Here is a 22128-nt window from a genome sequence, read left to right as displayed (position 1 = left end):
CGATTAGCCCCCTAACCCTAGCAGAATGGCATCTAACGTTGGACGGAGCATATCACTTAACCACGCTGGATAGATTCCGATAAAAAGAATCGCTGCGAGCAGCACGAACGCCGGAATTCGCTCTGACGAAGAAAGATCGTCCGCTTTATGAAGTTCTTTTTCAGCTCCAAACGTGATCGCCAGCACGGCTCTCAATACATAAACAGCTGTTAAAATAAGGCCAATGGTTCCCACTGCAGCTAACACTGGCATTTTTTCAAATAATCCTAAAAACGCCATGAACTCGCTGATGAAGCCGGACATTCCCGGCAGACCAAGTGATGCGAGACCGCCGGCTAGGAATACACCAGCCAGGATCGGCATCCTTTTCGCCACGCCGCCAAATGCGCTTAACTCAGAACTGCCGGACCGTTCATATAAAGCACCGACTAAGAAAAACAGAAGTGCTGAGATCAAACCGTGAGAGACCACTTGGAAAACGGCTCCCGTCATGCCAGATTCATTGCCGGCAGCAAGACCGATCAGCACGATTCCCATATGCGAAACGGATGAATAAGCGAGTACGCGTTTTACATCGGTTTGGGTTAAAGCTAAAAACGCTCCGTAAAGCAGGTTAATCACACCAAAAAGTCCAATAACAAAGGCGAGTGACTTGAACTGATCAGGAAACATGCCTGCTCCAAACACGATGACTCCGTAAGCACCAATTTTCAACAGGATCCCTGAGTGAATCATGACAATCGCTGGCGGTGCCTGAACGTGCACACGGACCATCCATGAATGCAAAGGGAAAACCGGCAGCTTTACGGCAAACGCGACCAGCAGCGCAATCAGCATCCCCATTTTAAAACCCTTTGTAATAAACAGCTGGTTCAACTCAGCTTGCGGCAGTGAAAACGTGTAAGCAAGCTGTTCGAAGTTCATCGTGCCCGTTTTCATGAAAAGCGCAACGAATACGATAAGCAAAATGGCAGAACCAACACCGTTATAGATTAAAAAGCTGTAAGCCGCTTTTTCTTTTTCTAAGTAACCCCACCGACCGATTAAGAAAAACATCGGGATGAGTGTGACTTCAAAGAAAATAAAGAATAAAAACAGATTTTGAGCTGCAAACACGCCGAGCATTCCCATCTCCAAAAGGAAAAACAAAATAAAGTAGCTTTTCCAGTTTTGTTTGATGGAGAAAGAAGCGATTGCTGCCAGCACGGAAACGACAGCGGTCAAGAGGATCAGCACCATCGAAAGTCCGTTAACTCCTACTTCATAAAAGATCGGATAGCTTACCTGACCTTTCGACTGAAAAACTTCATACGAGATCCAGCTGAATTTTTCCGCCAGCTGCAGCCCTTCTCCTCCCATTTTAAAAGCTGAGAGGACGACAAGTGCGATGCCCAATGGGAAAAGTGTTCCTAAAACACCAAGCCATTTAATCGATTTTTCGTCGTGAGAAGGTACAAACATGAGTACCAGCACTCCTAACAAAGGGGAAAAGATCAAGATGGAAAGAAGCCAAGCGTTCATGAGAAATACCCCCCTGTCAATGCCACGATAAGCAATAAGATGACGAGTCCAAAGATAGCCGCTGTTCCGTAGGACTGCACTTGCCCGTTCTGCAGACGCGATCCGATCTTGCTAAGCCCTTGAACACCGTTTGTTACAGCTGTTACGAGTCCATCCACAACATAGCGGTCAAAGAGAACACCAAGCTTGCTCAATCCTCTTGTTCCTTTTACAACGGTTTGATCATAGCCTTCATCGATATACCACTTGTTGTAGATGACATCAGCGAGACTAGGGAACGACCTGGTAATCCAGTCTCTTGAAAGTGTTCCTTTTTGATAGATCAAATAAGCAAGACCGATTCCTAATACGGCAGCAGCTGTAGCCACAAGCGGGATCCACGCAGGTCCATGGTGATCGCCGTGCGGCAGTTCAACCGGTCCATGAGCCAGGTAATCGGATAAAAATGTTCCAAACCAAGTTGTGTTCAAGTAACCCGCAACGACCGCTAACACGCCAAGAACGATCATCGGGAATGTCATCACGCCTGGTGATTCATGAACCCCTTTTTCGTCACCGCGCGCTTCCCCTGTAAACACAAGGAAAAATAAACGGAACATATAGAACGCAGTCATGAAGGCAGCGATGACAGCGAGCCAGAACAGTCCGTACTTGCCGTCTGCATATGTGCTTGCCAAAATTTCATCTTTTGAGAAAAATCCTGATAAAAGCGGAACGCCTGAGATCGCGAGTGCTCCGATCAAGAAGAGCGGCCCCGTGATCCGAAGCTTTTTCCAAAGTCCGCCCATTTCTTCGATGTTTTGTGTATGTACAGCATGAATGACACTTCCGGCAGCTAAGAACAACAACGCTTTAAAAAAGGCGTGTGTCGTTAGGTGAAAAATTCCTGCCACATAGCCTGATGCACCAAGCGCGAGCATCATGTATCCTAACTGGCTGACAGTAGAGTACGCTAAAACGCGTTTAATATCTTTTTGCATGAGGCCGATCGATGCTGCGAATATCGCAGTCAATCCCCCGACAACTGCAACAACCGTCAATGCTGCTTCTGATGCTTGAAAGAGCGGATACATCGCCGCTACTAAGTACACTCCTGCTGCTACCATCGTTGCAGCGTGGATGAGTGCCGATACAGGTGTCGGACCTTCCATCGCATCCGGAAGCCATGTGTGAAGCGGCAGCTGGCCTGATTTTCCGACCGCCCCTACAAAAATACAAAGCGCCGTGAGTGTCAGCATCCCATCAGAGATATCGCCATTTTTTACAGAAGCAAAAATCTCGTCATATTCGAAACTGCCAACCTGCCAAAATAGCAAAACCATCCCGATAAACAGACCAACGTCCCCAATACGGGTCATGACGAAGGCTTTTTTCGCAGCGGCTTTTGCTTCCGGCTTAAAATAATAGAATCCGATCAATAGAAAAGAACCAAGTCCTACAAGCTCCCAAAACATATACAGCTGTAATAGATTAGGAGAAAGAACCAGTCCAAGCATCGCGAATGAAAACAATCCTAAATAGGCGAAGAATACCGGGAATCGTTCGTCACCGTGCATGTACCCTTTTGAATAAAGGTGTACTAAAAAACTTACAAGTGAAACGATTACGAGCATGAGCGCATTAAGAGGATTCACCTCAAAGCCCATCGTGATCGCCCGTTCTCCGATCTGAAACCACGTTCCCTCTGTCTTTATCCCCTCACCCTGCCAGACGGCGAAAAATACGCCAACAGACATGACGAGCGAAACTCCTGTTAAAAGCACTCCAATCCAAGCGGTGCTTTCACTTTTGGATTTCCTGAACAGCAGCAAAAGAATGAAGGATAAAAGCGGGAACAACGGTATAAGCCAACTCATCTGCAACATCATATTGTCCATCTCCTCTCTTATCGCTTCATCGTATCCATTTCATCCACATTTACCGTTTGACGGTTGCGATACAACGCGATAAGAATCGCGAGTCCTACTGCTGCTTCTGCAGCCGCTACCGTAATGGTGAACAAGGAGAAAATCTGTCCGGTGAGTCCCGGATTAATTGAGTATTTCGCAAAAGCTACTAAATTAATATTTACGGCATTCAGCATCAATTCTATTGAAATCAGCACAATGACCGCATTTCGCTTTGTAAGTGCACCGAACAAACCGATGCAGAACAGGATCAAGGCAAGCATCAAGTAAGCCGTTAAAGGTACAGAGCTCATTTTTTTGCCTCCTTCTCATCATCGTCGCGTTTTGCCAGGATGATGGAGCCGATCAGTGCTACCAAGAGCAGTACTGATGTTAATTCAAACGGGATGACGTAATGGGAATACAGCTCGATCCCGATTTTTTTCGTGTTATCAACGTGCAGTTCCACGTCCTGCTGGCCGAAGTTTAAGTCTTTGATCTTCCCGTACATGATCAGAAAGAAAAGACCGATCGCAAGGCCTGTCAGTATAATTTTTAGCCGCGGTGCACGCTTCTCTTTTTCCTGATGCCTTGTCAGCATGATTCCGAACAGCATGATAATTGTAATCGCACCTGAATAGATGAGTACTTGAACAACCGCTACGAATTCAGCAGACAACGTAATGTAAATACCTGCAATCGCAATAAATGTAAAAATAAGAGCGACAACCATGTGTACGACATTTGTCAGGTTGATCAGAAGAACACCGCCGGTAATCGCTGTCAGCGCTAGCAGGAAAAAAGCTATCATTTCACCGGTCATGCTTTGTTCTCCTTTCTGACGTTCTCATCGTTTTCATCCAGCCATTCGAGATTTTTAAACAGATCGTCCCGGCTGTATTCGGCGAGTTCAAACTGGTTTGTCATGACGATTGCTTCTGTCGGACACACTTCCGTACAAAGGTCGCACAAAATACATATTTCAAAGTTGATATCATACGTATCAATGATTTTTCCTTTTTTCGCTGGATCCGGATGCGGCTTACCCGTTAACTGGATGCAGTCTGTCGGGCAAATCTGCGCGCACTGGTTGCACACGATGCATTTTTCCGGATAAAACTTTTGGATACCGCGGAACCGGTCGGGCATTTGGATCGGCACGTCCGGATAACTTGTCGTCACGTTTTGCTTCGTCAAGTTCTTAACGGTGTAGCCTAAACCTTTCACAAGACCTTTCATCCTGAGATCACGCTCCTTATGCTTTGGTCTATCTATCGAGTGGGCGATTGCTTTGTTGGAAATCTATTAGTTTAGAAGATGCTTCGCTGCTTTTGAAAGTGTTGACCTCCGCTCCAGGATGCTCGCTTTCCGCGGGGCGTGCGGTGAGCCCACTCGTCGCTTTGCGACATTGAATGGTCTCACCTGTCCCGCTGATCCCGCAGGAGTCTCGCACCTTGCGCTCCAATCAACTGTTCAATGAAGTTGTTACAACAAACTAAATTGAAAGTAAATTTGCTAGCTTCACCCAAACAACGAAGCAATTCCGAGTCATTTTATAAGGCTCTATTCTAAAAGATTGTTGCTACAGAGTTCTTCATCGAAAAGGTTGATTGCAGTGGAAGTTGCGAGACTCCTCGAAAATTAAACTTCAAATTTTCTTCGTGCGATGTGTCGCTGCCGTAGCCTTCCTTGTCCTGCGGGACTGGCGGTCTGGTGAGACACTTAAAAGTGAAACGTACGAATGTGGCTCACCGCCTGCACCGCGGAAAGCGAGCAATTGGAACGGAAATCAACATCTTCCAAAAACAACAAAGTTTACGAAAACAGCCTTTTATAAAAATAGTTCTTTTACCGCCGCACTTACAAAGATATTGAGCAGTGCGAGCGGTAGAAGGACTTTCCATGCAAAGCCCATCAGCTGATCAGCACGGAGACGTGGAAGTGTTCCGCGAATCCAGATCATGAAAAATACAACAAGGCTGAATTTTATGCCAAACCACAGCATGCCTGGGATGAAAACCAGGAACGGAAGCGGCATCCATCCGCCTAGGAACAAGACCGTTGTGAGCGACGCCATGGCGAACAGGTACACGTACTCTGTCAGCATGAAGAATGCCCAGCGGAAACCTGAGTATTCCACGTGATAACCGGCAACAAGCTCTGATTCTGCTTCTGGCAAGTCGAACGGTGTACGGTTCAGCTCCGCGATCGAGGAGATCAAAAAGACAAAAAACCCGATCGGTGTTAAAAAGATGTACGCAATATTTTCCTGTCCTCTTACAATGTCGTTCAAGTTCAGGCTTCCTGCAAAAAGGATAACGCCGATCACCGAGATGACGAGCGGAATCTCATACGAAATCATCTGTGCCGCAGCACGCATTCCGCCTAAAAGCGAGTATTTATTGTTTGAAGCCCAGCCGCCCATCAGGATGCCAATCGTCGAAATTCCTGAGATGGCCACATAATAGAGCAAACCGACACCAAGGTCTGCGAACTGCATGTTTTCCGAGAACGGAATCGTTGCAAGCACCATGAATGCCGGAGCAAACGCGATAACAGGAGCCAGAATGAATAGCGGACGGTCAGCAAGCTTTGGAATGGTATCTTCTTTTATTAAAAGTTTAAAAACGTCAGCGACGGTTTGCAGGAGACCGAATCTTCCCCCAACGCGGTTCGGTCCTGTCCGCATCTGCATGAATCCGAGCACTTTACGCTCGGCTAGAATCGCGTAAGTTACAAATCCCAGCACGGTCATAAGCAAGGCTGCCCCGAGTGCGAAGAAGATGGCCACATGCATCCAGCCAGGCTGTGCGTATAAAAGATCCTCCATCATCAGCCATCAACCTCCCCGAGCACAATGTCGATTCCGCCTAAAATCGTAATCAAGTTGGAAATGTTTTCTCCGACTAAAAGCTTTGGCAAGATCTGCAGATTGTAGAAAGATGGTCTGCGGAACTTCAAGCGGTAAGGCTCTTTTTTGCCCTCGGACGCAATATAGCAGCCGATCTCTCCACGCGGCGATTCGATTCGGACGAACGCTTCCCCTTTTGGCGGCTTGATGATTCTTGGCACTTTTGCCATTACCGGACCCTCTTCAGGGAATTGTTCAACAGCTTGTTCTAAAATCTTTAATGATTCTTCGATTTCCTGCATGCGGCACTGATAACGCGCCCATGCATCGCCTGTATGAAACACCGGGACATCAAAATCAAATCGGTCATAGATCGAATACGGTTCATCTTTTCTAAGATCCCAGCTCGTGCCGGTACATCTTAGATTCGCACCGCTCAATGAGTAATTGAGTGCTTCTTCCTTCGAGTAATAACCGATTCCTTTTACACGGTTCAAGAAAATTTCGTTTCCTGTCACAAGATCGTGATACCCCGCAAGCTCTTCTCTCATATATGGAACAAAATCGCGAACCTTCTCGATCCATCCATCTGGCGCATCCCACTTCACTCCGCCGACACGCATGTAGTTAAACGTAAGGCGCGCACCGCAAATCTCGTTCAGCATGTTGATGATCGCTTCTCTTTCACGGAAAGCGTATAGAAACGGGCTCATCGCACCAATATCAAGTAAATATGTACCGAACCAAACGAGGTGACTCGCGATTCGTCCAAGCTCCATCACAATCACGCGCAAGTAATCCGCACGTTCCGGAATCTCGAGACTCATCATCGTTTCAACGGCATGGCAGATCACGTAGTTGTTCGTCATCGCCGCCAGATAATCCATGCGGTCTGTGTACGGGATAATCTGCGTATATTGCAAGTTTTCAGCAAGCTTTTCAGTCCCGCGGTGGAGATAGCCGATTACAGGTGTTGCTTCAATAATCGTTTCACCGTCGATCTTTAGTACGATCCGGAAAACGCCGTGTGTACTCGGATGCTGTGGTCCAACGTTGAGGAGCATCTCTTCTGTTCTGATCATTCTCTACACCTCCACGTCATGCGGTTCGTAATCTTTTCTTAGCGGATGACCAATCCAGTCATCTGGAAGCATGATGCGTGTTAAGTTTGGATGACCTTCGAATTGGATCCCTAAAAGATCATACGTTTCACGCTCAGGCCAGTTTGCGCCTGCCCATAACGGGGTAATAGAGTGGGTAATGGCACTATTTCTGTCTATTTTTACTTTTAATGCAACTGATTGGCGATTCACATACGAATATAGATGGTTATAAACTTCAAAATGTGTTTCAAAATCTGTCCCATGCATTTCAGACAGATAATCAAAACGAAGCTGATCGTTGTGTTTTAAAAACTCAGCGACTTTATAATAAGTATCGGATTTCGCGACTAATGTCGGCACGTCTTTTGAGAGTCTGTTGATATAAGCATCTTCTAAAACATCTTCTCCTAAGTGCTCTTTGATGACTTTTATGTAGGTATCGAGGATCGGCTGGTTTGGAGATGGTTTTTCTTCTTCTGCTGGTTCTGCTGCAGCACCTTTTGCGTTTGCTGCGGCACGCGCTTTTGCAGCGGCTGCAGCCTTTGCTTTTGCGGCTGCGACGGCTTTTGCTTTTTCGTCGTCACCTGCTGGAGCTTCTCCCCCAGCTTCTCTTGCTGCTTTTGCTTTCGCGGCAGCGGCTGCTTTCGCTTTTGCGGCTGCTGCGGCCTTTGCTTTTGCTGCAGCTTTCGCCTTCTCATCGTCGGATGCTGGTTCTGATGCTGTGTCTCCGCCTGCTTCTCTTGCTAATTTTGCTTTTGCGGCAGCGGCTGCCTTCGCTTTTGCGGCTGCTGCGGCCTTTGCCTTTGCTGCAGCTAATGTTTTTTCTTTTGCAAGATCATCTGCAGGCTCTGATGTTTCAGCGGCTTTCGCCTTTTCAGCCTGGCGCTGCTTCGCGAGTTCAAGCGCTTTCGCCTTTGCTTCAGCAGCAGCCTTCTTTTTCAGCTCTTCTTTTGTTAATTCTGGTTCTGCAGCTGGTTCTGATGCTTCCGCCGCTTTCGCCTTTTCAGCCTGGCGCTGTTTCGCGAGTTCAAGCGCCTTTGCCTTTGCTTCTGCGGCTGCTTTCTTCTTCTGTTCTTCTATGGATAAACCTTCATTGGATTCATCATGTTCTTTTGTCATTCGCTCATCACCTTCTTGCCGGTCTTCGCTTCATAACGGATTTTTTCCTGAAGCTTGTTGATGCCGTAAATAAGCGCTGCTGGGTTCGGTGGGCAGCCTGGTATGTACACGTCTACAGGGACGATCTGATCGACCCCTTTTACAACTGCATATGATTTAATGTATGGACCCCCTGCTGTTGCACATGATCCCATCGCGATAACCCATTTCGGCTCAGGCATCTGCTCATAAAGTCTTTTTAACACGGGTGCCATTTTTTTCGTAACTGTTCCTGAAACGATCATTACATCCGACTGCCGCGGTGATGTCCGAAAAATGCTCCCAAAACGATCTAAGTCGTAATGCGAAGAACCCGTTCCCATCATCTCGATCGCACAGCATGCGAGTCCAAATGTCAGAGGCCAAAGCGAGTTGCTTCGTGCCCAAGCTTTTACTTGTTCCAGTGTTACCATAAAGACGTTGCGTTCTAATTCTGAACGTTCTTCAGCCGTAAGCTCCCATTTTATGTCCATTTAAGCACCTTCTTTTTCCAAGCGTATACGAGACCTAACGTTAAAAGAACAACGAAAATTCCCATTTCAATCAGGGCAAAAACACCTAACTCTTCATAAGCTACTGCCCATGGATATAAAAAGACCGTTTCAACATCAAAAATAACGAACATTAGCGCAAATAGATAATAGCGGACATTATATTGAACCCAGCTTTGGTGAAAAGGTTCGATTCCGCTTTCGTACGTGGTGTACTTTTCTGCCGATGGTTTATAAGGTCGCAGCAAACGACCCGCTGTCAAAGCGACAACCGGCAACAAAATCCCTAAAAAGAGAAATACAGCCACAATGAGGTAATTGTTCTGATATAAATTGTAAAAATCCATTCTGACTACCCCCATAAAAACTCAGAATTTTTCAAATTATGTAACCGCTTCAATTATAACAAATTCCATTTTTTGTGTCGACGATGCCTTTTTCTCTTACCTACCTGTACTAAATAAATGTTCTATCCTTATTTTTCTATAGAAAAGTTCATAATCCTGTAAATTTTTTGATGTGAATCATAGAAAGATAGCAGTATGATAGAAGTGTAAAGAGGAGGTAGATAGATTATGGATTTTTGGTGGATTGCTTATTTTTTAATTGTTGTCATTTCAATCGCTGGGTTAGTAGGAACGATTTTGATCTCCAGGACTCAGGATGAAAAATACGGAAGTTCAACAAAACAAAATCTCTTTCGTTTAACTGCGATTTACGCTGTGCTGATTCTTGTCTCATTAATAGCACTCGCGCTTTACGTTTTCATTTAATAAAATGCCTAAAAAGAGGATGTGATCTCTACTTGAAAAAAGAGACCGAACTGCTTTGGGCTAGTGAAAAGTATTCTGTGATGGCAAAGGGGTATAACTTCTATAAAGATATTCAGGGTAAAATGAGAGAAGCACAATTGGTAGAAGATTATTATGAGATTCAACGTTTAATCGCCGATTATAAACAAAAACCTTACGATAAAAAAGCTCTCATAAATACGTTGGAACATGTCTGGGGTTATTTTAAAAAAGAGGCTGAAGAAGACGATAAAAAGCACTTTTTTTCACTGCTGGATGAGTTGAAGCGAGTTGAGGATGAACATTTTGATGAGATTCCTTATGAATTTCAGCTGTACTTGTATTATCTGCTGGAAAAATACCCGTCTGACTACTTAAATCAATCTACTTTTATAAAAAAGTGAGGATGCTGCCCGACGTTATCGGCTGCATCCTTTCAATTTTGCTTAAAAATGGGGAAGTTTCGGTGGCCGAAACTCTTTCAGATCTATACCTTAGGAGGTATTTGGACAAGTTACCTCGCGTTAAATCGGATAATCCCACATTAAAATTGATTTTTTCTCACGTTAATTGAAATAATCCCACGTTATTTTGAAAATAACCACGAGTCGATACGCCGCGAGAAATTTCGCAAACTGCATACCCTACTACCTAAACGCCCTACAAACAAAAAAGCTACCCCGCACCAAAAGAGGGCACTGTAAAACCGGTTGAACAGAAAAAAGAATCAAACCACCTGATAAGAGCTGGTTTGATCCTTTTTTTGTATACAAACATGTAAGGATTGTAGCGGAAGGGTACTGACTCCTCGAAAATGAAATTCACATTTTCTTCGTGCGAGGCAATGCTGCCGAAGCCTTCCTTGTCCTGCGGGACGAGTGGGACAGGTGGGACCCCTAAAGGCGCGTAGCGGCAGGGGGCTCACCGCCCGCCCCGCGGAAAGCATGTACCCTGGAGCAGAGATCCCCGCATTCAACATTTTATTAAGAGACTTTTTCAGTGCCTTCCACCTAAACGGGATAGCTCTCATTTTATTCATTAACCGGTTCAACCGACAATCTCAGCTGCTCTTCAAATTCTGCTGCATAGTCACGCTTTTGTTCTTCATCCCAGCCCAGTTTATCCGCCATGCAGCTGATGACGTTTTCCTTCCATTTGTACACCGTATCGATGTCAAAGTATAGAGCGGAAATTCTGCGGATCAAGAAGTCAGATGGAGTCGAAGCCATCTCGTATTCCAGCGCATAGAGAAGGGACGCGTAAAGGCTCTTCGGCAAGTTGCAGCTCTTCTCTTCTTCACCGAGCTCTTTCATAATTCCATAAACTACATCAATATTAGTTCCGTAACGCTGAACAAGCTCTCTTGCTTTGGCATCATCCAGTCCTAACGCTAAGCCTTCTTGCACTTTCGTACGTAAAAAGTCTCCAAAGTTTTCGCTTCCGCCCATTTTACCGCCTGACAGTTCCAGGTGTTGCGTTCTGCAGTCTGGGAACTTCGCATCCTCTTCGTTTGCCAGCTGGTCGCGAACGATATCTACTACTTTTTCCGCCATTTTGCGGTAGCCGGTAAGCTTTCCGCCTGCAATCGTCAATAGACCGGACGGTGAGTGGAAGACTTCATCTTTTCTCGAAATTTCAGATGGACCTTTTTTCGGCTCATGAATCAACGGACGCAGTCCTGACCATGAAGACTCAACATCATCACGGGTGATCTTCACTTCTGGGAACATAAAGGAAATCGTGTTCAGGACATAATTCAGATCTTCCTCAGTCATGCCAGGGTTTGCGAGGTCTCCTTTATAATCCGTATCTGTCGTTCCCACATACGTTTTGCCAGCTCTCGGGATCGCGAACACCATTCGACCGTCTTCTGTGTCGTAATAAACAGCCTGTTTGAGCGGGAACTTCGACTGGTCGATTACGAGGTGGATTCCTTTTGTATGGTGAATCTCTTTACCTGTTTTCGAGCGGTCTTCTTCACGGAGCTCATCTACCCAAGGACCAGTTGCGTTCACGATTTTCTTCGCATAAATCTCATGAACTTCGCCAGTCAGCTGATCTTCTACTTTTACGCCGACTGCTTTTTTTCCGTTATAGATAAAACTTGTTACTTTCGAATAGTTAACAGCAGATGCACCACGGGCAACGGCTTCCTTCATGATTTCAAGAGTCAGACGGGCATCATCTGTTTTGTACTCCACATAGTACCCGCCGCCTTGAAGTCCGCTCTTTTTCAAAAGTGGTTCGTGTTTTAATGTGTCTGAAGCTGAGAGCATTTTTCTGCGTTCTTGTTTCTTTACGCCTGCTAAAAAGTCATACACTTTTAAACCGATCGATGTGGAAAATTTACCGAACGTTCCATTTTTATAGATCGGGAGAAGCATCCATTCAGGTGTTGTTACATGCGGTGCGTTCTCGTAAACGATGGCGCGCTCTTTACCAACCTCCGCAACTAGCTTTACTTCGAACTGCTTTAAATAGCGCAATCCACCGTGAACGAGTTTCGTTGAACGGCTGGACGTTCCCGCTGCAAAGTCCTGCATCTCGACGAGCCCGACTTTCATTCCGCGCGTCTGGGCATCAAGCAGAATACCTGCTCCTGTAACACCGCCGCCGATTACGAGCAGGTCGAGCTTTTGTTTTTTCATATTTTCGATGATTGTATCTCTATTATAGGTTGAAAATGCTGCTGTCATTTTCCTCTCACTCCTTCTGTTAGAACCGCCGGACACGTAATGCTATGGATAGTTTTCCCGTAAATTTGCGCTGCAACACGCCAATTTTACGTTTGGTGCGTTTTCATTACGCAAAAAAAGACCACAAGAACCCCGCAACTGTTTACGAGGTTTTGTGGTCTCTCCTGATCTCCAACCGGTTCAATATCAACTTGTTTTTAGTATAGCTTAAGTTTTAACTTTTTTAAAGGGTTATGCTTTCGGTTTATAAGCAATCGTTGCTTCAACAGCTTTTTTCCAGCCGCCATAAAGTTCGTTGCGTTCTTCTTCTTTCATGTTTACGTCGAAATCTTTGTCCACTTTCCACTTTTCTGCGATTTCTTGGCGGTCACTCCAGAAACCTACTGCAAGTCCTGCCAGGTACGCCGCTCCAAGTGCCGTCGTCTCATTAATCTTTGGACGTTCAACAGGAACATTTAGAATATCACTTTGGAACTGCATCAAGAAATTATTCTTAACCGCTCCGCCATCAACACGCAGCTTTTTCAGCTCGATCCCAGAGTCTGCTTCCATCGCAGTGAGTACGTCTCTTGTCTGATAGGCGAGTGATTCAAGCGTTGCACGAATAAAGTGCTCTTTCTCTGTACCGCGCGTCAAGCCGAAGATCGCCCCTCGCGCTTCAGAATCCCAGTAAGGTGTGCCAAGACCCACGAAAGCTGGCACCACATACACACCGTCTGTTGAGGAGATACGATCAGCATATTTTTCACTGTCTGCTGCATCTTTCAGCATGCGCAATCCATCACGAAGCCATTGAATTGCAGAACCTGCCACAAAAATACTTCCTTCTAAGGCGTATTCTACTTTTCCGTCTATGCCCCAAGCGATTGTTGTAAGAAGTCCATGTTCTGACGGAACTGCTTTTTCGCCCGTGTTCATGAGCATGAAGCAGCCTGTACCGTACGTGTTTTTCGCCATTCCTTTTTCATAGCAAGCTTGTCCGAAAAGAGCAGCCTGCTGGTCACCGGCGATTCCTGCAATCGGAATGTTTTGACCGAAGAAATGATAATCAATCGTTTCTCCATATACTTCCGAAGAAGATTTTACTTCTGGCAGCATTGATTTTGGAACACCTAAAATGTCGAGCAATTCGTCGTCCCATTTTAAATCATAAATGTTATACATCAGCGTTCGTGATGCATTTGAGTAATCGGTTACGTGAGATTTACCGCCAGTCAGCTTCCATACTAGCCATGTATCGATCGTTCCGAAAAGGAGATCACCGTTTTCCGCTTTTTCTCTAGCTCCGTCAACGTTATCAAGTATCCACTTTACTTTTGTTCCGGAAAAATAAGCGTCGATCAAAAGTCCAGTTTTGTCGCGGAACTTGTCATTAAGTCCCTGTTTCTTCAGTTCATCACAAATTTCAGCCGTCTGGCGTGATTGCCAAACAATCGCATTGTGAACTGGCTTACCTGTGTTCTTGTCCCACACAACAGTCGTTTCACGCTGATTCGTGATTCCGATCGCCGCAATCTCAGCAGGATTGGTATCTGTTTTATGAAGGACTTCTGCAACAACTGCTAAAATCGTTCCCCAGATCTCCTGTGCATCATGTTCCACCCAGCCCGGCTTAGGAAAATGCTGTTTGAATTCCTTTTGTGAGATTTCAACTATTTCCCCAGCTTGATCGAAAAGAATAGCTCTTGAACTTGTTGTTCCTTGGTCGAGTGCGATAATATATTTTTTTGCCATTTCAAAAACCCTCCCGAGTATCTTATTTGTATTTTAGTTTTCAATTTTATTTCCGTGCGGTATCGCGTGTGAGCCTTTTTTCCCTAACATGAACGTTATTGCCAAAACTCCTGCACATACAGCTGTCCATATCCAAAATAGCGATGTTACTTTACCAGTGAAAACAGCTTGATAAAACAATGCTCCGAATATTCCTCCAAGTACTGGCCCTACAACCGGAATCCATGAATACGTCCAGTTTGACCCGCCTTTTCCTGGAATCGGCAAGATCGCATGTGCAATTCTTGGTCCTAAGTCACGGGCTGGGTTGATCGCGTAACCAGTAGTACCACCAAGTGATAAACCGATTGCTACGATTAGGAATCCGACGATCAGCGGATTTAGTCCTTCTGAAAATTTATTCGCTCCGATCGATAATAATCCTACCAGCAAAACAGCCGTTCCAATAAATTCTGAGAGCAAGTTCGAAAATGTGTGCGGGATCGCCGGGTCTGTTGAGAATACTCCGAGCTTTACCGCTTTATCATCAGTTGCTTTCCAATGCGGCAGGAAGTGGAGGTATACAACAATTCCACCAAGCATTCCTCCGATTACCTGAGCGACAATGTACATCGGCACATCGCTCCACGCAAATTCTCCGATTGCAGCAAGTCCAAGCGTAACAGCCGGATTAATGTGTGCACCACTGAAACCTCCGACGGCGTAAACCGCTACTGATACTGCAAGCCCCCAGGCTAATGCAACGACAATCCAACCACCGCCTTGCGCCTTGGATTTATTCAAGGAAACGTTTGCAACAACGCCCCCTCCAAAAATAATGAGGATCATAGTACCGATTAATTCTCCCATAAATGTAGACATCATTTTTTCCTCCTTTAGCTGACAAGATGATTTTGTATAATAGCTTTTTGTACCGTGAAGGAAGCATACAAAAAGAGACCCAGCAAAAGATACCTATAGTTTTGCTATAAGTTACCCTTTGTGGATCTCCATGTTCTCCGTCACGTTTATGAACTTGTCTCTATTATAGCAAGGATGTAAACGTTGTCAAACGTTATTCAGGAAAAATATTAGATCCACAATTCTGGATTAGAGGTCGTTACTGCTTCCGCACCTGCCTCAATGGCCTGCATAACATTTTCTTTTGTACGAATAAGTCCGCCAGCAATTATTGGTATTTGCGCTTGCTGTCTCACTTCTTTAATTATTTCCGGCATGATGCCCGGCAAAACCTCTAAATAGTCTGGCTGAGCACGTTCGATTACTTTATAACTTGTTTCTAGCGCAAGTGAATCTAATAAAAATAAGCGCTGTACAGCGATCATGTTCTTCTTTTTTGCCCGGATGATGCAGTTTGAGCGTGTCGATATAATCCCAGCCGGCTTCATTTCCTGAGCTAGAAAATCCACGGCGTATTCGTTTGCTTTCAGGCCATTGATCAGATCGAGATGAATAAGAACTTTTTTATTTCGCTCGTTTGCCATGGAAATCATAAATTTCAGCTGGCTGATATGCGTATCTAAACAAACGATGTATGTATATTTGCTTTTAAGCAGCTTCTCAAAATCTTTCATTTTTCTGGCAGCGGGTAAAACCTTTTGACCGTGAAAGCTCATCGTCCACACTCCTCTTAACTTTTATCATTTTCAAAAAGCAGCAAATTTATTGGGATGCTGAGCCCTTTTTTATATTCTGTGATAATAACACATACCAACTGCCGTGGACGAGCATTTAATGTGGTATAGCTTTTCTTCATTCAGCTACTATTACACTGCTTCATTTTTTAGAGGAGATGATTATGATGATCAATAAAAAAATAAGACGGCAATTCGTCCCTTATACGAAGTTCCCAAACCACTTTGGAGACGAAGCAGCTGAAATAGCTGAATTAGAAGAAAACGATATGATTTACGATGAAAACGGCGAAAAAATCTGGCTCAGTAAGATAAATGCTGTTCCGCCGGTTTTAGGAAAATCGTAATTTCATTCTCCTCTCAATAAAATAATTCTTCATTTCAACCTCTCTCAATGAAGAAATGCACGTGATGTTATCCCTTCTGAACCATTTTTAGGAGGGATTTTTCATTTCAGGCTGATTTTCGGTACAGAGATTGGATATGAATCTGTTGAAAGTGTATACGGCAAGGGGTATAAGGAGGCATAATTCCGGAAATTTTGCTGTTAATTCCGCGAGATTTTACGATATTCCCGCGAGAAATTACCATAATCCCGCAATTTTCACCCTATATCCGCGAGTCGACAAAACACGACAAACTCAAGCCTAACAGATACCCCCTCCCTACTTAATGGAACAACAAAAAAAAGCCCTCCAGCTCCATTAAGAGCTGAAAGGCTTTGAAAAATTAACGCTTTGCTGCTACGTCGATACGGTTGATCGCACGTTTAAGTGCATATTCCGCACGGATAGAGTCTACGTTATCTTGCTTGTTGTCTGCAAGACGCTTCTCGGCACGTTCTTTTGCTGCACGTGCGCGATCCACTTCGATGTCGCCAGCAACTTCAGCAGCTTCTGCTAAAATGGTGACTTTTTCAGGTCGCACTTCAATAAATCCACCGCTAACGGCCACGTATTGTGTTTTCCCATCAACGTCGTGAACACGCACGGCGCTGATCGTTAAAGGAGCTACAAGAGGGATATGGCCTGGAAGAACTCCAAGCTCCCCGCTTTTTGCTTTCGCGCTGACCATTTTCGCATTTCCTTCAAACACAGGACCATCAGGGGTTACTACGCTGACTTGAATGGTTTTCATCCAATCTTACCCCTTTCAGGCATTAGGCCAAAGTTTTTGCTTTTTCAATAGCATCCTCAATAGAGCCTACGAGATGGAACGCTGATTCCGGAAGATCATCGTATTTTCCTTCAAGGATTTCTTTGAATCCACGAACTGTTTCTTTAACAGGAACGTATGAACCTTTTTGTCCTGTAAATTGTTCTGCAACGTGGAAGTTTTGAGATAAGAAGAACTGGATACGGCGCGCACGGTGTACAACTAGCTTGTCATCTTCTGAAAGCTCGTCCATACCAAGGATCGCGATGATATCTTGAAGTTCTTTGTAACGCTGTAAAGTCGCCTGTACTTTACGTGCTACTTCATAGTGCTCTTCTCCAACGATCTCAGGAGAAAGTGCACGAGAAGTTGATGCCAAAGGATCTACCGCTGGATAGATACCCATAGCTGTAAGTTTACGCTCAAGGTTTGTTGTTGCATCTAAGTGAGCAAACGCTGTAGCTGGAGCCGGATCCGTATAGTCATCGGCAGGTACATAGATCGCTTGGATAGATGTTACAGAACCTTTTTTCGTAGATGTGATACGCTCTTGCAGCTGACCCATTTCAGTTGCAAGAGTTGGCTGGTAACCTACCGCTGATGGCATACGGCCAAGAAGGGCAGATACTTCAGAACCTGCTTGCGTGAAACGGAAGATGTTATCTACGAAGAAAAGAACGTCTTGTCCTTGCTCATCACGGAAGAATTCAGCCATTGTCAAACCAGAAAGAGCGATACGTGCACGTGCTCCAGGCGGCTCGTTCATTTGTCCGAATACCATTGCCGTTTTCTTGATAACACCAGAATCGCTCATCTCGTGGTAAAGGTCATTACCTTCACGAGTACGCTCACCAACACCTGCGAATACGGAGATACCACCGTGCTCTTGTGCGATGTTATTGATTAGCTCCTGGATAAGAACTGTTTTACCTACACCCGCACCACCGAAAAGACCGATTTTTCCACCTTTTACGTATGGAGCGATAAGGTCAACTACCTTGATTCCTGTCTCAAGAATCTCAGTTTTTGTTGTTAATTCTTCAAAAGAAGGTGCTGAACGGTGAATTGGGTCACGGCGAACATCTGCCGGTACTGCCTCACCAAGGTCAATGTGATCACCTGTTACGTTAAATACGCGACCAAGAGTTGCTTCACCTACTGGTACAGAAATCGGTTTTCCGCTATCCGCGATCTCCATTCCACGAACAAGACCATCCGTTGAATCCATTGCGATTGTACGAACCATGTTATCACCAAGGTGAAGTGCTACTTCTAGTGTTAAATCAACACCCTCAGTGCTAACAGTTAAAGCGTTAAGCAATTCTGGAAGCTGGCCTTCAAACTTTACGTCAACGACCGGTCCTAGAATTTGAGTAATATAGCCTTTATTCATCGGTTTCCCTCCTATCTTACTTTGCACATGATGCATTTGAATCACTTTTTAAAAAAGTCTATTCAAGTGCTGCTACACCGCCGACGATTTCCGTAATTTCCTGAGTGATAGCTGCTTGACGCTCACGGTTATAAGAAAGTGTCAATTGGCCGATCAGTTCATTAGCGTTATCGGTTGCATTTCTCATCGCAGTCATACGAGAAGCATGCTCGGCTGCTTTCGCATCAAGTAAAGCACCATAAATCAAGCTCTCTGCATATTGAGGCAGAAGCACTTCAAGGATCTCATCCTCTGAAGGTTCGTACTCATAAGAAGATTTTGATTTAGTTTCAGCGATATCAGTTAACGGAAGAAGCTTCTTCTCCGTAAGATCGTTCTGAATGGCACTTACAAAATGGTTGTAATACATGTAAAGCTCATCAAACGTACCGTCCGCATAAAGGCTGACTGCCTTCGATGCGATCGCCTTAATTTCAGCAAAGGAAGGCTGGTCTGCCACACCTGTGATGCTGTCCAATATAGACATCTTACGGCTTTTGAAAAAGTTTACACCGACTTTACCGATGACGATCAATGCGTACTCATCAGGTGACTTGTGACGCTGTTGAATCGTGCGGTAAACGTGACGCAAAATATTTGAGTTATAAGCTCCTGCCAATCCACGGTCAGCTGTAACGACGAAGTAACCTGTCTTCTTCACTGGACGTGTTAAAAGCATGGAATGTTTCGCGTTGCTTCCAGATGCAATGCTTCCAACCACTTCTTGGATTTTATCCACGTAAGGGCCGAAAGATTTTGCATTTTGCTCAGCACGGTTTAGCTTTGCAGCTGAAACCATTTCCATCGCTTTCGTGATCTGCATCGTCTTTTTAGTAGAATCAATACGTGCTTTGATATCTCTTAATGCCATTCATTTTCACCACCTTTATTGGTAGTTTAAAAATCGGTAATCCTCATTTTAAACATAGTAAGCTGGTTGCACGGTTCTAAGCTTTTTACTGTCTTAGAACCGTACTTAATTTTATCTATAAAAATTTACGCGAAAGTCTTCTTGAATGCTTTGATCGCTTCGTCTAGGCTGTCGTCGCCAGGAAGTTTTCCAGATGTCTTGATTGCATCAAGAACGTCTTTAGAGTTAGCTTCCATGTGTGCGTAAAGCGCTTCTTCAAAGCGGCTTACATCTTCAACAGCTACATCATCAATGTATCCGCGAGTCAATGCATATAGGATCGAAACTTGGTGCTCAACTTTTAGCGGCTTGTGAAGTCCTTGCTTAAGTACTTCTACAGTACGTGCACCACGGTTAAGTTTTGCTTGAGTTGCTTTATCAAGGTCAGAACCGAACTGAGCAAATGCTTCAAGCTCACGGTATGAAGCAAGATCCAGACGAAGGGTACCGGATACTTTACTCATCGCTTTAATCTGTGCTGCTCCCCCTACACGAGATACGGAGATACCTGCGTTGATCGCCGGACGAACACCGGAGAAGAACAAGTCAGATTGTAAGAAAATCTGTCCGTCTGTGATAGAGATAACGTTTGTCGGGATGTATGCAGATACATCAGATGCTTGCGTTTCGATGAACGGAAGCGCTGTGATTGAACCGCCACCCAACTCGTCGTTCAACTTCGCTGCACGCTCTAATAGGCGTGAGTGAAGGTAGAAAACGTCCCCTGGATAAGCTTCACGGCCTGGAGGACGGCGAAGCAGCAAGGAAAGTTCACGGTATGCAGCAGCTTGCTTAGAAAGATCATCATAGATGATCAATACGTGCTTGCCAGCCCACATGAACTCTTCAGCCATAGATACTCCAGAGTAAGGAGCTAGGAACAACATTGGTGCAGGTTGAGAAGCAGATGCTGATACAACGATTGTGTAATCAAGCGCTCCGTGTGAACGAAGTGTTTCTACAACGCCCGCAACTGTTGATTCTTTTTGTCCGATCGCTACATAGATACAGATCATATCTTGATCTTTTTGGTTAAGGATCGTATCGATCGCTACAGCTGTTTTACCTGTTTGACGGTCACCGATGATAAGCTCACGCTGTCCGCGTCCGATTGGCACAAGTGCGTCAATCGCTTTAATACCAGTTTGAAGCGGCTCATGTACTGATTTACGAGCCATTACACCTGGTGCTTTTTGCTCGATTGGGCGAGTCTTTGTAGTAGCAACTGGACCTTTGCCGTCGATAGGCTGTCCAAGAGGGTTAACTACACGGCCAAGAAGCTCTTCACCTACAGGAACTTCCATGATGCGTCCTGTACGTTTTACTTCGTCACCTTCACGAATTTCTTGGTAAGGCCCAAGAATGATGATACCTACGTTGTTTTCTTCAAGGTTTTGGGCCATACCCATTACACCGTTAGAAAATTCAACTAGCTCACCAGCCATTACGTTATCTAATCCATGGGCACGGGCAATACCGTCACCGACCTGGATAACTGTACCCACATCATTTACTTCTATCTCAGATTGATAGTTTTCAATCTGCTTTTTTATTAAAGCACTGATTTCTTCAGCTTTAATGCTCATGAATTTCACCCCTATCCTCTCAGCTTCCGTTAGAAGCTAATTGACGTTCCATTCGATTCAACTTTCCGCTGATGCTCCCGTCAAAAATACGGTTGCCAATGCGGATCTTAATTCCCCCAACAAGTGAAGGATCTACAATATTATTAATTCGCAACGCTTTTTTGCCGACTCGGGCAGCAAACGTCTGCTCCAGCTTCTGTATTTCTGCGTCTGATAAAGGACGAACAGAAAATACATTTGCATCAGCAATGCCTTGTGCCTCATTTGCTAATTCAATGAATTGCGCAGCCATTTCTGTGATATACGTGTAACGATTGCGGTCTACCATTAAGTAAACTGTGTTCATTACAGATGGAGAAAGGTCAGCTCCAACACTCTCTTTGATCAATTCTTTCTTCTGACCTTTAGATACTTTTGGATGCGCTAAAACTTTTTGAAGATCTTTGTTGATCTCCAGAACGTTTTTTACAAGACGCAATTCTGAAACTGTTTCTTCAAGTTTCGTAACACCAACTACTTCAAATAGTGCCAATGCATAACGTTTTGCTACGATTGCTTGATCTTTGCTCATCGAGACTCGCCTACCTCTTGAAGGTATTCGTTAATGAGCTTCTCCTGAGAGCTTTCGTCAAGTTCTTTTGCAATAACTTTAGAAGCGATCTTAACGGATAGAGCAGCAACTTCTTGGCGAAGTGTAGCAACTGCTTTTTCTTTTTCAGAAGCGATCTCAGCCAATGCAGCTTCTTTCACGCGCTCAGCTTCGTCACGGGATGCTTTAATAATCGCTTCACCTTGAGCTTCGCCTTGCTTTTTCGCATTGTCGATAATAGCTTTTGCTTCTTCGCGCGCTTTCTTTAACTCTTCAACTTGAGTTTCAAGATAAGTCTTAGCTTCTTGACGGGATTGTTCAGCCGCATCAATTTCGCTGTTGATATGTGATTGGCGCTCTTTCATGATTCCCATTAATGGGCCCCATGCGTATTTGCGCAGCAATACTAATAGGATGATAAATGATACTAACTGGAAAAAGATATCTCCAGTGTTAATTCCACCTGTAGCAGCACCTAGAATTAAGGATTGCACAGCATTTCCTCCCTTCAATCGATCATACATAAGGAATGGCGAAGGGTAGTCCCTATTCGGAAACTTGCTTCGCCATTATAAAAATCGTAATAAACAA

General features: G+C 44.7%; 23 protein-coding genes. 3 read left to right on the top strand and 20 right to left on the bottom strand.

Annotated features, from left to right (window positions below; genetic code table 11):
- Nucleotides 1-3 precede the first annotated feature (3 nt).
- The 10 genes from ACFW35_RS01370 to ACFW35_RS01325 form a co-directional block, all read right to left on the bottom strand.
- Complete coding sequence (locus tag ACFW35_RS01370) at nucleotides 4-1521, bottom strand: complex I subunit 4 family protein (RefSeq protein ID WP_379843215.1); 1518 nt, start codon at nucleotides 1519-1521, stop codon at nucleotides 4-6.
- Nucleotides 1518-3386, bottom strand: coding sequence for an NADH-quinone oxidoreductase subunit L (gene nuoL / locus ACFW35_RS01365; RefSeq protein ID WP_379847347.1), 1869 nt, complete (start codon nucleotides 3384-3386; stop codon nucleotides 1518-1520). The genes ACFW35_RS01370 and nuoL overlap by 4 nt, the downstream gene beginning before the upstream one ends.
- A gap of 20 nt (nucleotides 3387-3406) precedes the next feature.
- Nucleotides 3407-3721, bottom strand: a complete 315-nt coding sequence (gene nuoK / locus ACFW35_RS01360; protein ID WP_066293845.1) for an NADH-quinone oxidoreductase subunit NuoK — start codon at nucleotides 3719-3721, stop codon at nucleotides 3407-3409.
- A complete protein-coding gene (locus ACFW35_RS01355; RefSeq protein WP_066293848.1) occupies nucleotides 3718-4230 on the bottom strand; it encodes an NADH-quinone oxidoreductase subunit J in 513 nt (170 codons plus the stop codon). Before ACFW35_RS01355 ends, nuoK begins: the two co-directional genes overlap by 4 nt.
- Entirely contained in the window at nucleotides 4227-4646 is a 420-nt protein-coding gene (gene nuoI / locus ACFW35_RS01350) for an NADH-quinone oxidoreductase subunit NuoI (RefSeq protein ID WP_066293850.1), read from the bottom strand. Before nuoI ends, ACFW35_RS01355 begins: the two co-directional genes overlap by 4 nt.
- 592 nt (nucleotides 4647-5238) lie before the next feature.
- Nucleotides 5239-6240, bottom strand: a complete 1002-nt coding sequence (nuoH, locus tag ACFW35_RS01345; RefSeq protein ID WP_379843213.1) for an NADH-quinone oxidoreductase subunit NuoH — start codon at nucleotides 6238-6240, stop codon at nucleotides 5239-5241.
- Nucleotides 6240-7340 carry an NADH-quinone oxidoreductase subunit D gene (locus ACFW35_RS01340; protein WP_379843212.1) on the bottom strand — a complete coding sequence of 367 codons (1101 nt, stop codon included), beginning with the start codon at nucleotides 7338-7340 and terminating at the stop codon, nucleotides 6240-6242. Before ACFW35_RS01340 ends, nuoH begins: the two co-directional genes overlap by 1 nt.
- Nucleotides 7341-7343: 3 nt before the next feature.
- Nucleotides 7344-8480, bottom strand: a complete 1137-nt coding sequence (locus ACFW35_RS01335; protein WP_379843210.1) for an NADH-quinone oxidoreductase subunit C — start codon at nucleotides 8478-8480, stop codon at nucleotides 7344-7346.
- Nucleotides 8477-8992: a NuoB/complex I 20 kDa subunit family protein gene (locus ACFW35_RS01330; RefSeq protein ID WP_066293864.1), complete on the bottom strand. Its 516-nt coding sequence runs from the start codon at nucleotides 8990-8992 to the stop codon at nucleotides 8477-8479. The genes ACFW35_RS01335 and ACFW35_RS01330 overlap by 4 nt, the downstream gene beginning before the upstream one ends.
- Nucleotides 8983-9357 carry an NADH-quinone oxidoreductase subunit A gene (locus ACFW35_RS01325; protein ID WP_066293866.1) on the bottom strand — a complete coding sequence of 125 codons (375 nt, stop codon included), beginning with the start codon at nucleotides 9355-9357 and terminating at the stop codon, nucleotides 8983-8985. Before ACFW35_RS01325 ends, ACFW35_RS01330 begins: the two co-directional genes overlap by 10 nt.
- A 228-nt stretch (nucleotides 9358-9585) precedes the next feature.
- Here ACFW35_RS01325 and ACFW35_RS01320 point away from each other — a divergent pair, with 228 nt between their 5' ends.
- The gene (locus ACFW35_RS01320; RefSeq protein WP_066293868.1) at nucleotides 9586-9783 is read left to right on the top strand and encodes a hypothetical protein; all 198 of its coding nucleotides are present in this window, start codon (nucleotides 9586-9588) and stop codon (nucleotides 9781-9783) included.
- Between the two features lie 32 nt (nucleotides 9784-9815).
- Nucleotides 9816-10205, top strand: a complete 390-nt coding sequence (locus ACFW35_RS01315) for a DUF1722 domain-containing protein (protein ID WP_379843208.1) — start codon at nucleotides 9816-9818, stop codon at nucleotides 10203-10205.
- Between the two features lie 627 nt (nucleotides 10206-10832).
- Here the strand turns inward: ACFW35_RS01315 and ACFW35_RS01310 are convergent.
- The 4 genes from ACFW35_RS01310 to ACFW35_RS01295 form a co-directional block, all read right to left on the bottom strand.
- Nucleotides 10833-12497 carry a glycerol-3-phosphate dehydrogenase/oxidase gene (locus ACFW35_RS01310; RefSeq protein WP_379843207.1) on the bottom strand — a complete coding sequence of 555 codons (1665 nt, stop codon included), beginning with the start codon at nucleotides 12495-12497 and terminating at the stop codon, nucleotides 10833-10835.
- 231 nt (nucleotides 12498-12728) lie between these two features.
- On the bottom strand, nucleotides 12729-14231 hold the full coding sequence (gene glpK / locus ACFW35_RS01305) for a glycerol kinase GlpK (RefSeq protein WP_379843205.1): 1503 nt from the start codon (nucleotides 14229-14231) through the stop codon (nucleotides 12729-12731).
- 33 nt (nucleotides 14232-14264) lie between these two features.
- The gene (locus tag ACFW35_RS01300; protein WP_379843204.1) at nucleotides 14265-15092 is read right to left on the bottom strand and encodes an MIP/aquaporin family protein; all 828 of its coding nucleotides are present in this window, start codon (nucleotides 15090-15092) and stop codon (nucleotides 14265-14267) included.
- 209 nt (nucleotides 15093-15301) lie between these two features.
- Nucleotides 15302-15847 (bottom strand): glycerol-3-phosphate responsive antiterminator, encoded by a 546-nt coding sequence (locus tag ACFW35_RS01295; RefSeq protein WP_379843202.1) that lies wholly within the window; start codon nucleotides 15845-15847, stop codon nucleotides 15302-15304.
- Nucleotides 15848-16029: 182 nt separating this feature from the next.
- Between ACFW35_RS01295 and ACFW35_RS01290 the strand changes: the two genes are divergently transcribed.
- Nucleotides 16030-16212: a hypothetical protein gene (locus tag ACFW35_RS01290; protein WP_379843200.1), complete on the top strand. Its 183-nt coding sequence runs from the start codon at nucleotides 16030-16032 to the stop codon at nucleotides 16210-16212.
- Between the two features lie 382 nt (nucleotides 16213-16594).
- Here ACFW35_RS01290 and ACFW35_RS01285 read toward each other — a convergent pair whose 3' ends face one another.
- The 6 genes from ACFW35_RS01285 to atpF all read right to left on the bottom strand — a co-directional run bounded on the left by ACFW35_RS01285 (nucleotide 16595) and on the right by atpF (nucleotide 22061).
- Nucleotides 16595-17002, bottom strand: coding sequence for a F0F1 ATP synthase subunit epsilon (locus ACFW35_RS01285; protein ID WP_379843199.1), 408 nt, complete (start codon nucleotides 17000-17002; stop codon nucleotides 16595-16597).
- Between the two features lie 22 nt (nucleotides 17003-17024).
- A complete protein-coding gene (gene atpD / locus ACFW35_RS01280) occupies nucleotides 17025-18413 on the bottom strand; it encodes a F0F1 ATP synthase subunit beta (protein ID WP_379836520.1) in 1389 nt (462 codons plus the stop codon).
- A 58-nt stretch (nucleotides 18414-18471) separates the two neighbouring features.
- Nucleotides 18472-19323: an ATP synthase F1 subunit gamma gene (atpG, locus tag ACFW35_RS01275; protein ID WP_379843197.1), complete on the bottom strand. Its 852-nt coding sequence runs from the start codon at nucleotides 19321-19323 to the stop codon at nucleotides 18472-18474.
- A gap of 125 nt (nucleotides 19324-19448) precedes the next feature.
- Nucleotides 19449-20948 (bottom strand): F0F1 ATP synthase subunit alpha, encoded by a 1500-nt coding sequence (gene atpA, locus ACFW35_RS01270; RefSeq protein ID WP_379843196.1) that lies wholly within the window; start codon nucleotides 20946-20948, stop codon nucleotides 19449-19451.
- 19 nt (nucleotides 20949-20967) lie between these two features.
- On the bottom strand, nucleotides 20968-21519 hold the full coding sequence (locus ACFW35_RS01265) for a F0F1 ATP synthase subunit delta (protein WP_379843194.1): 552 nt from the start codon (nucleotides 21517-21519) through the stop codon (nucleotides 20968-20970).
- Nucleotides 21516-22061, bottom strand: a complete 546-nt coding sequence (gene atpF / locus ACFW35_RS01260; protein WP_379843192.1) for a F0F1 ATP synthase subunit B — start codon at nucleotides 22059-22061, stop codon at nucleotides 21516-21518. Before atpF ends, ACFW35_RS01265 begins: the two co-directional genes overlap by 4 nt.
- Between the last annotated feature and the right edge of the window lie 67 nt (nucleotides 22062-22128).

Origin of the sequence: Fictibacillus sp. NPDC058756 (assembly GCF_042746035.1) — a bacterium.
GTDB lineage: Bacteria > Bacillota > Bacilli > Bacillales > Fictibacillaceae > Fictibacillus.
The sequence above is the reverse complement of the archived record's forward strand: the minus strand, read 5'-3'. Positions and strand labels throughout refer to the sequence as shown.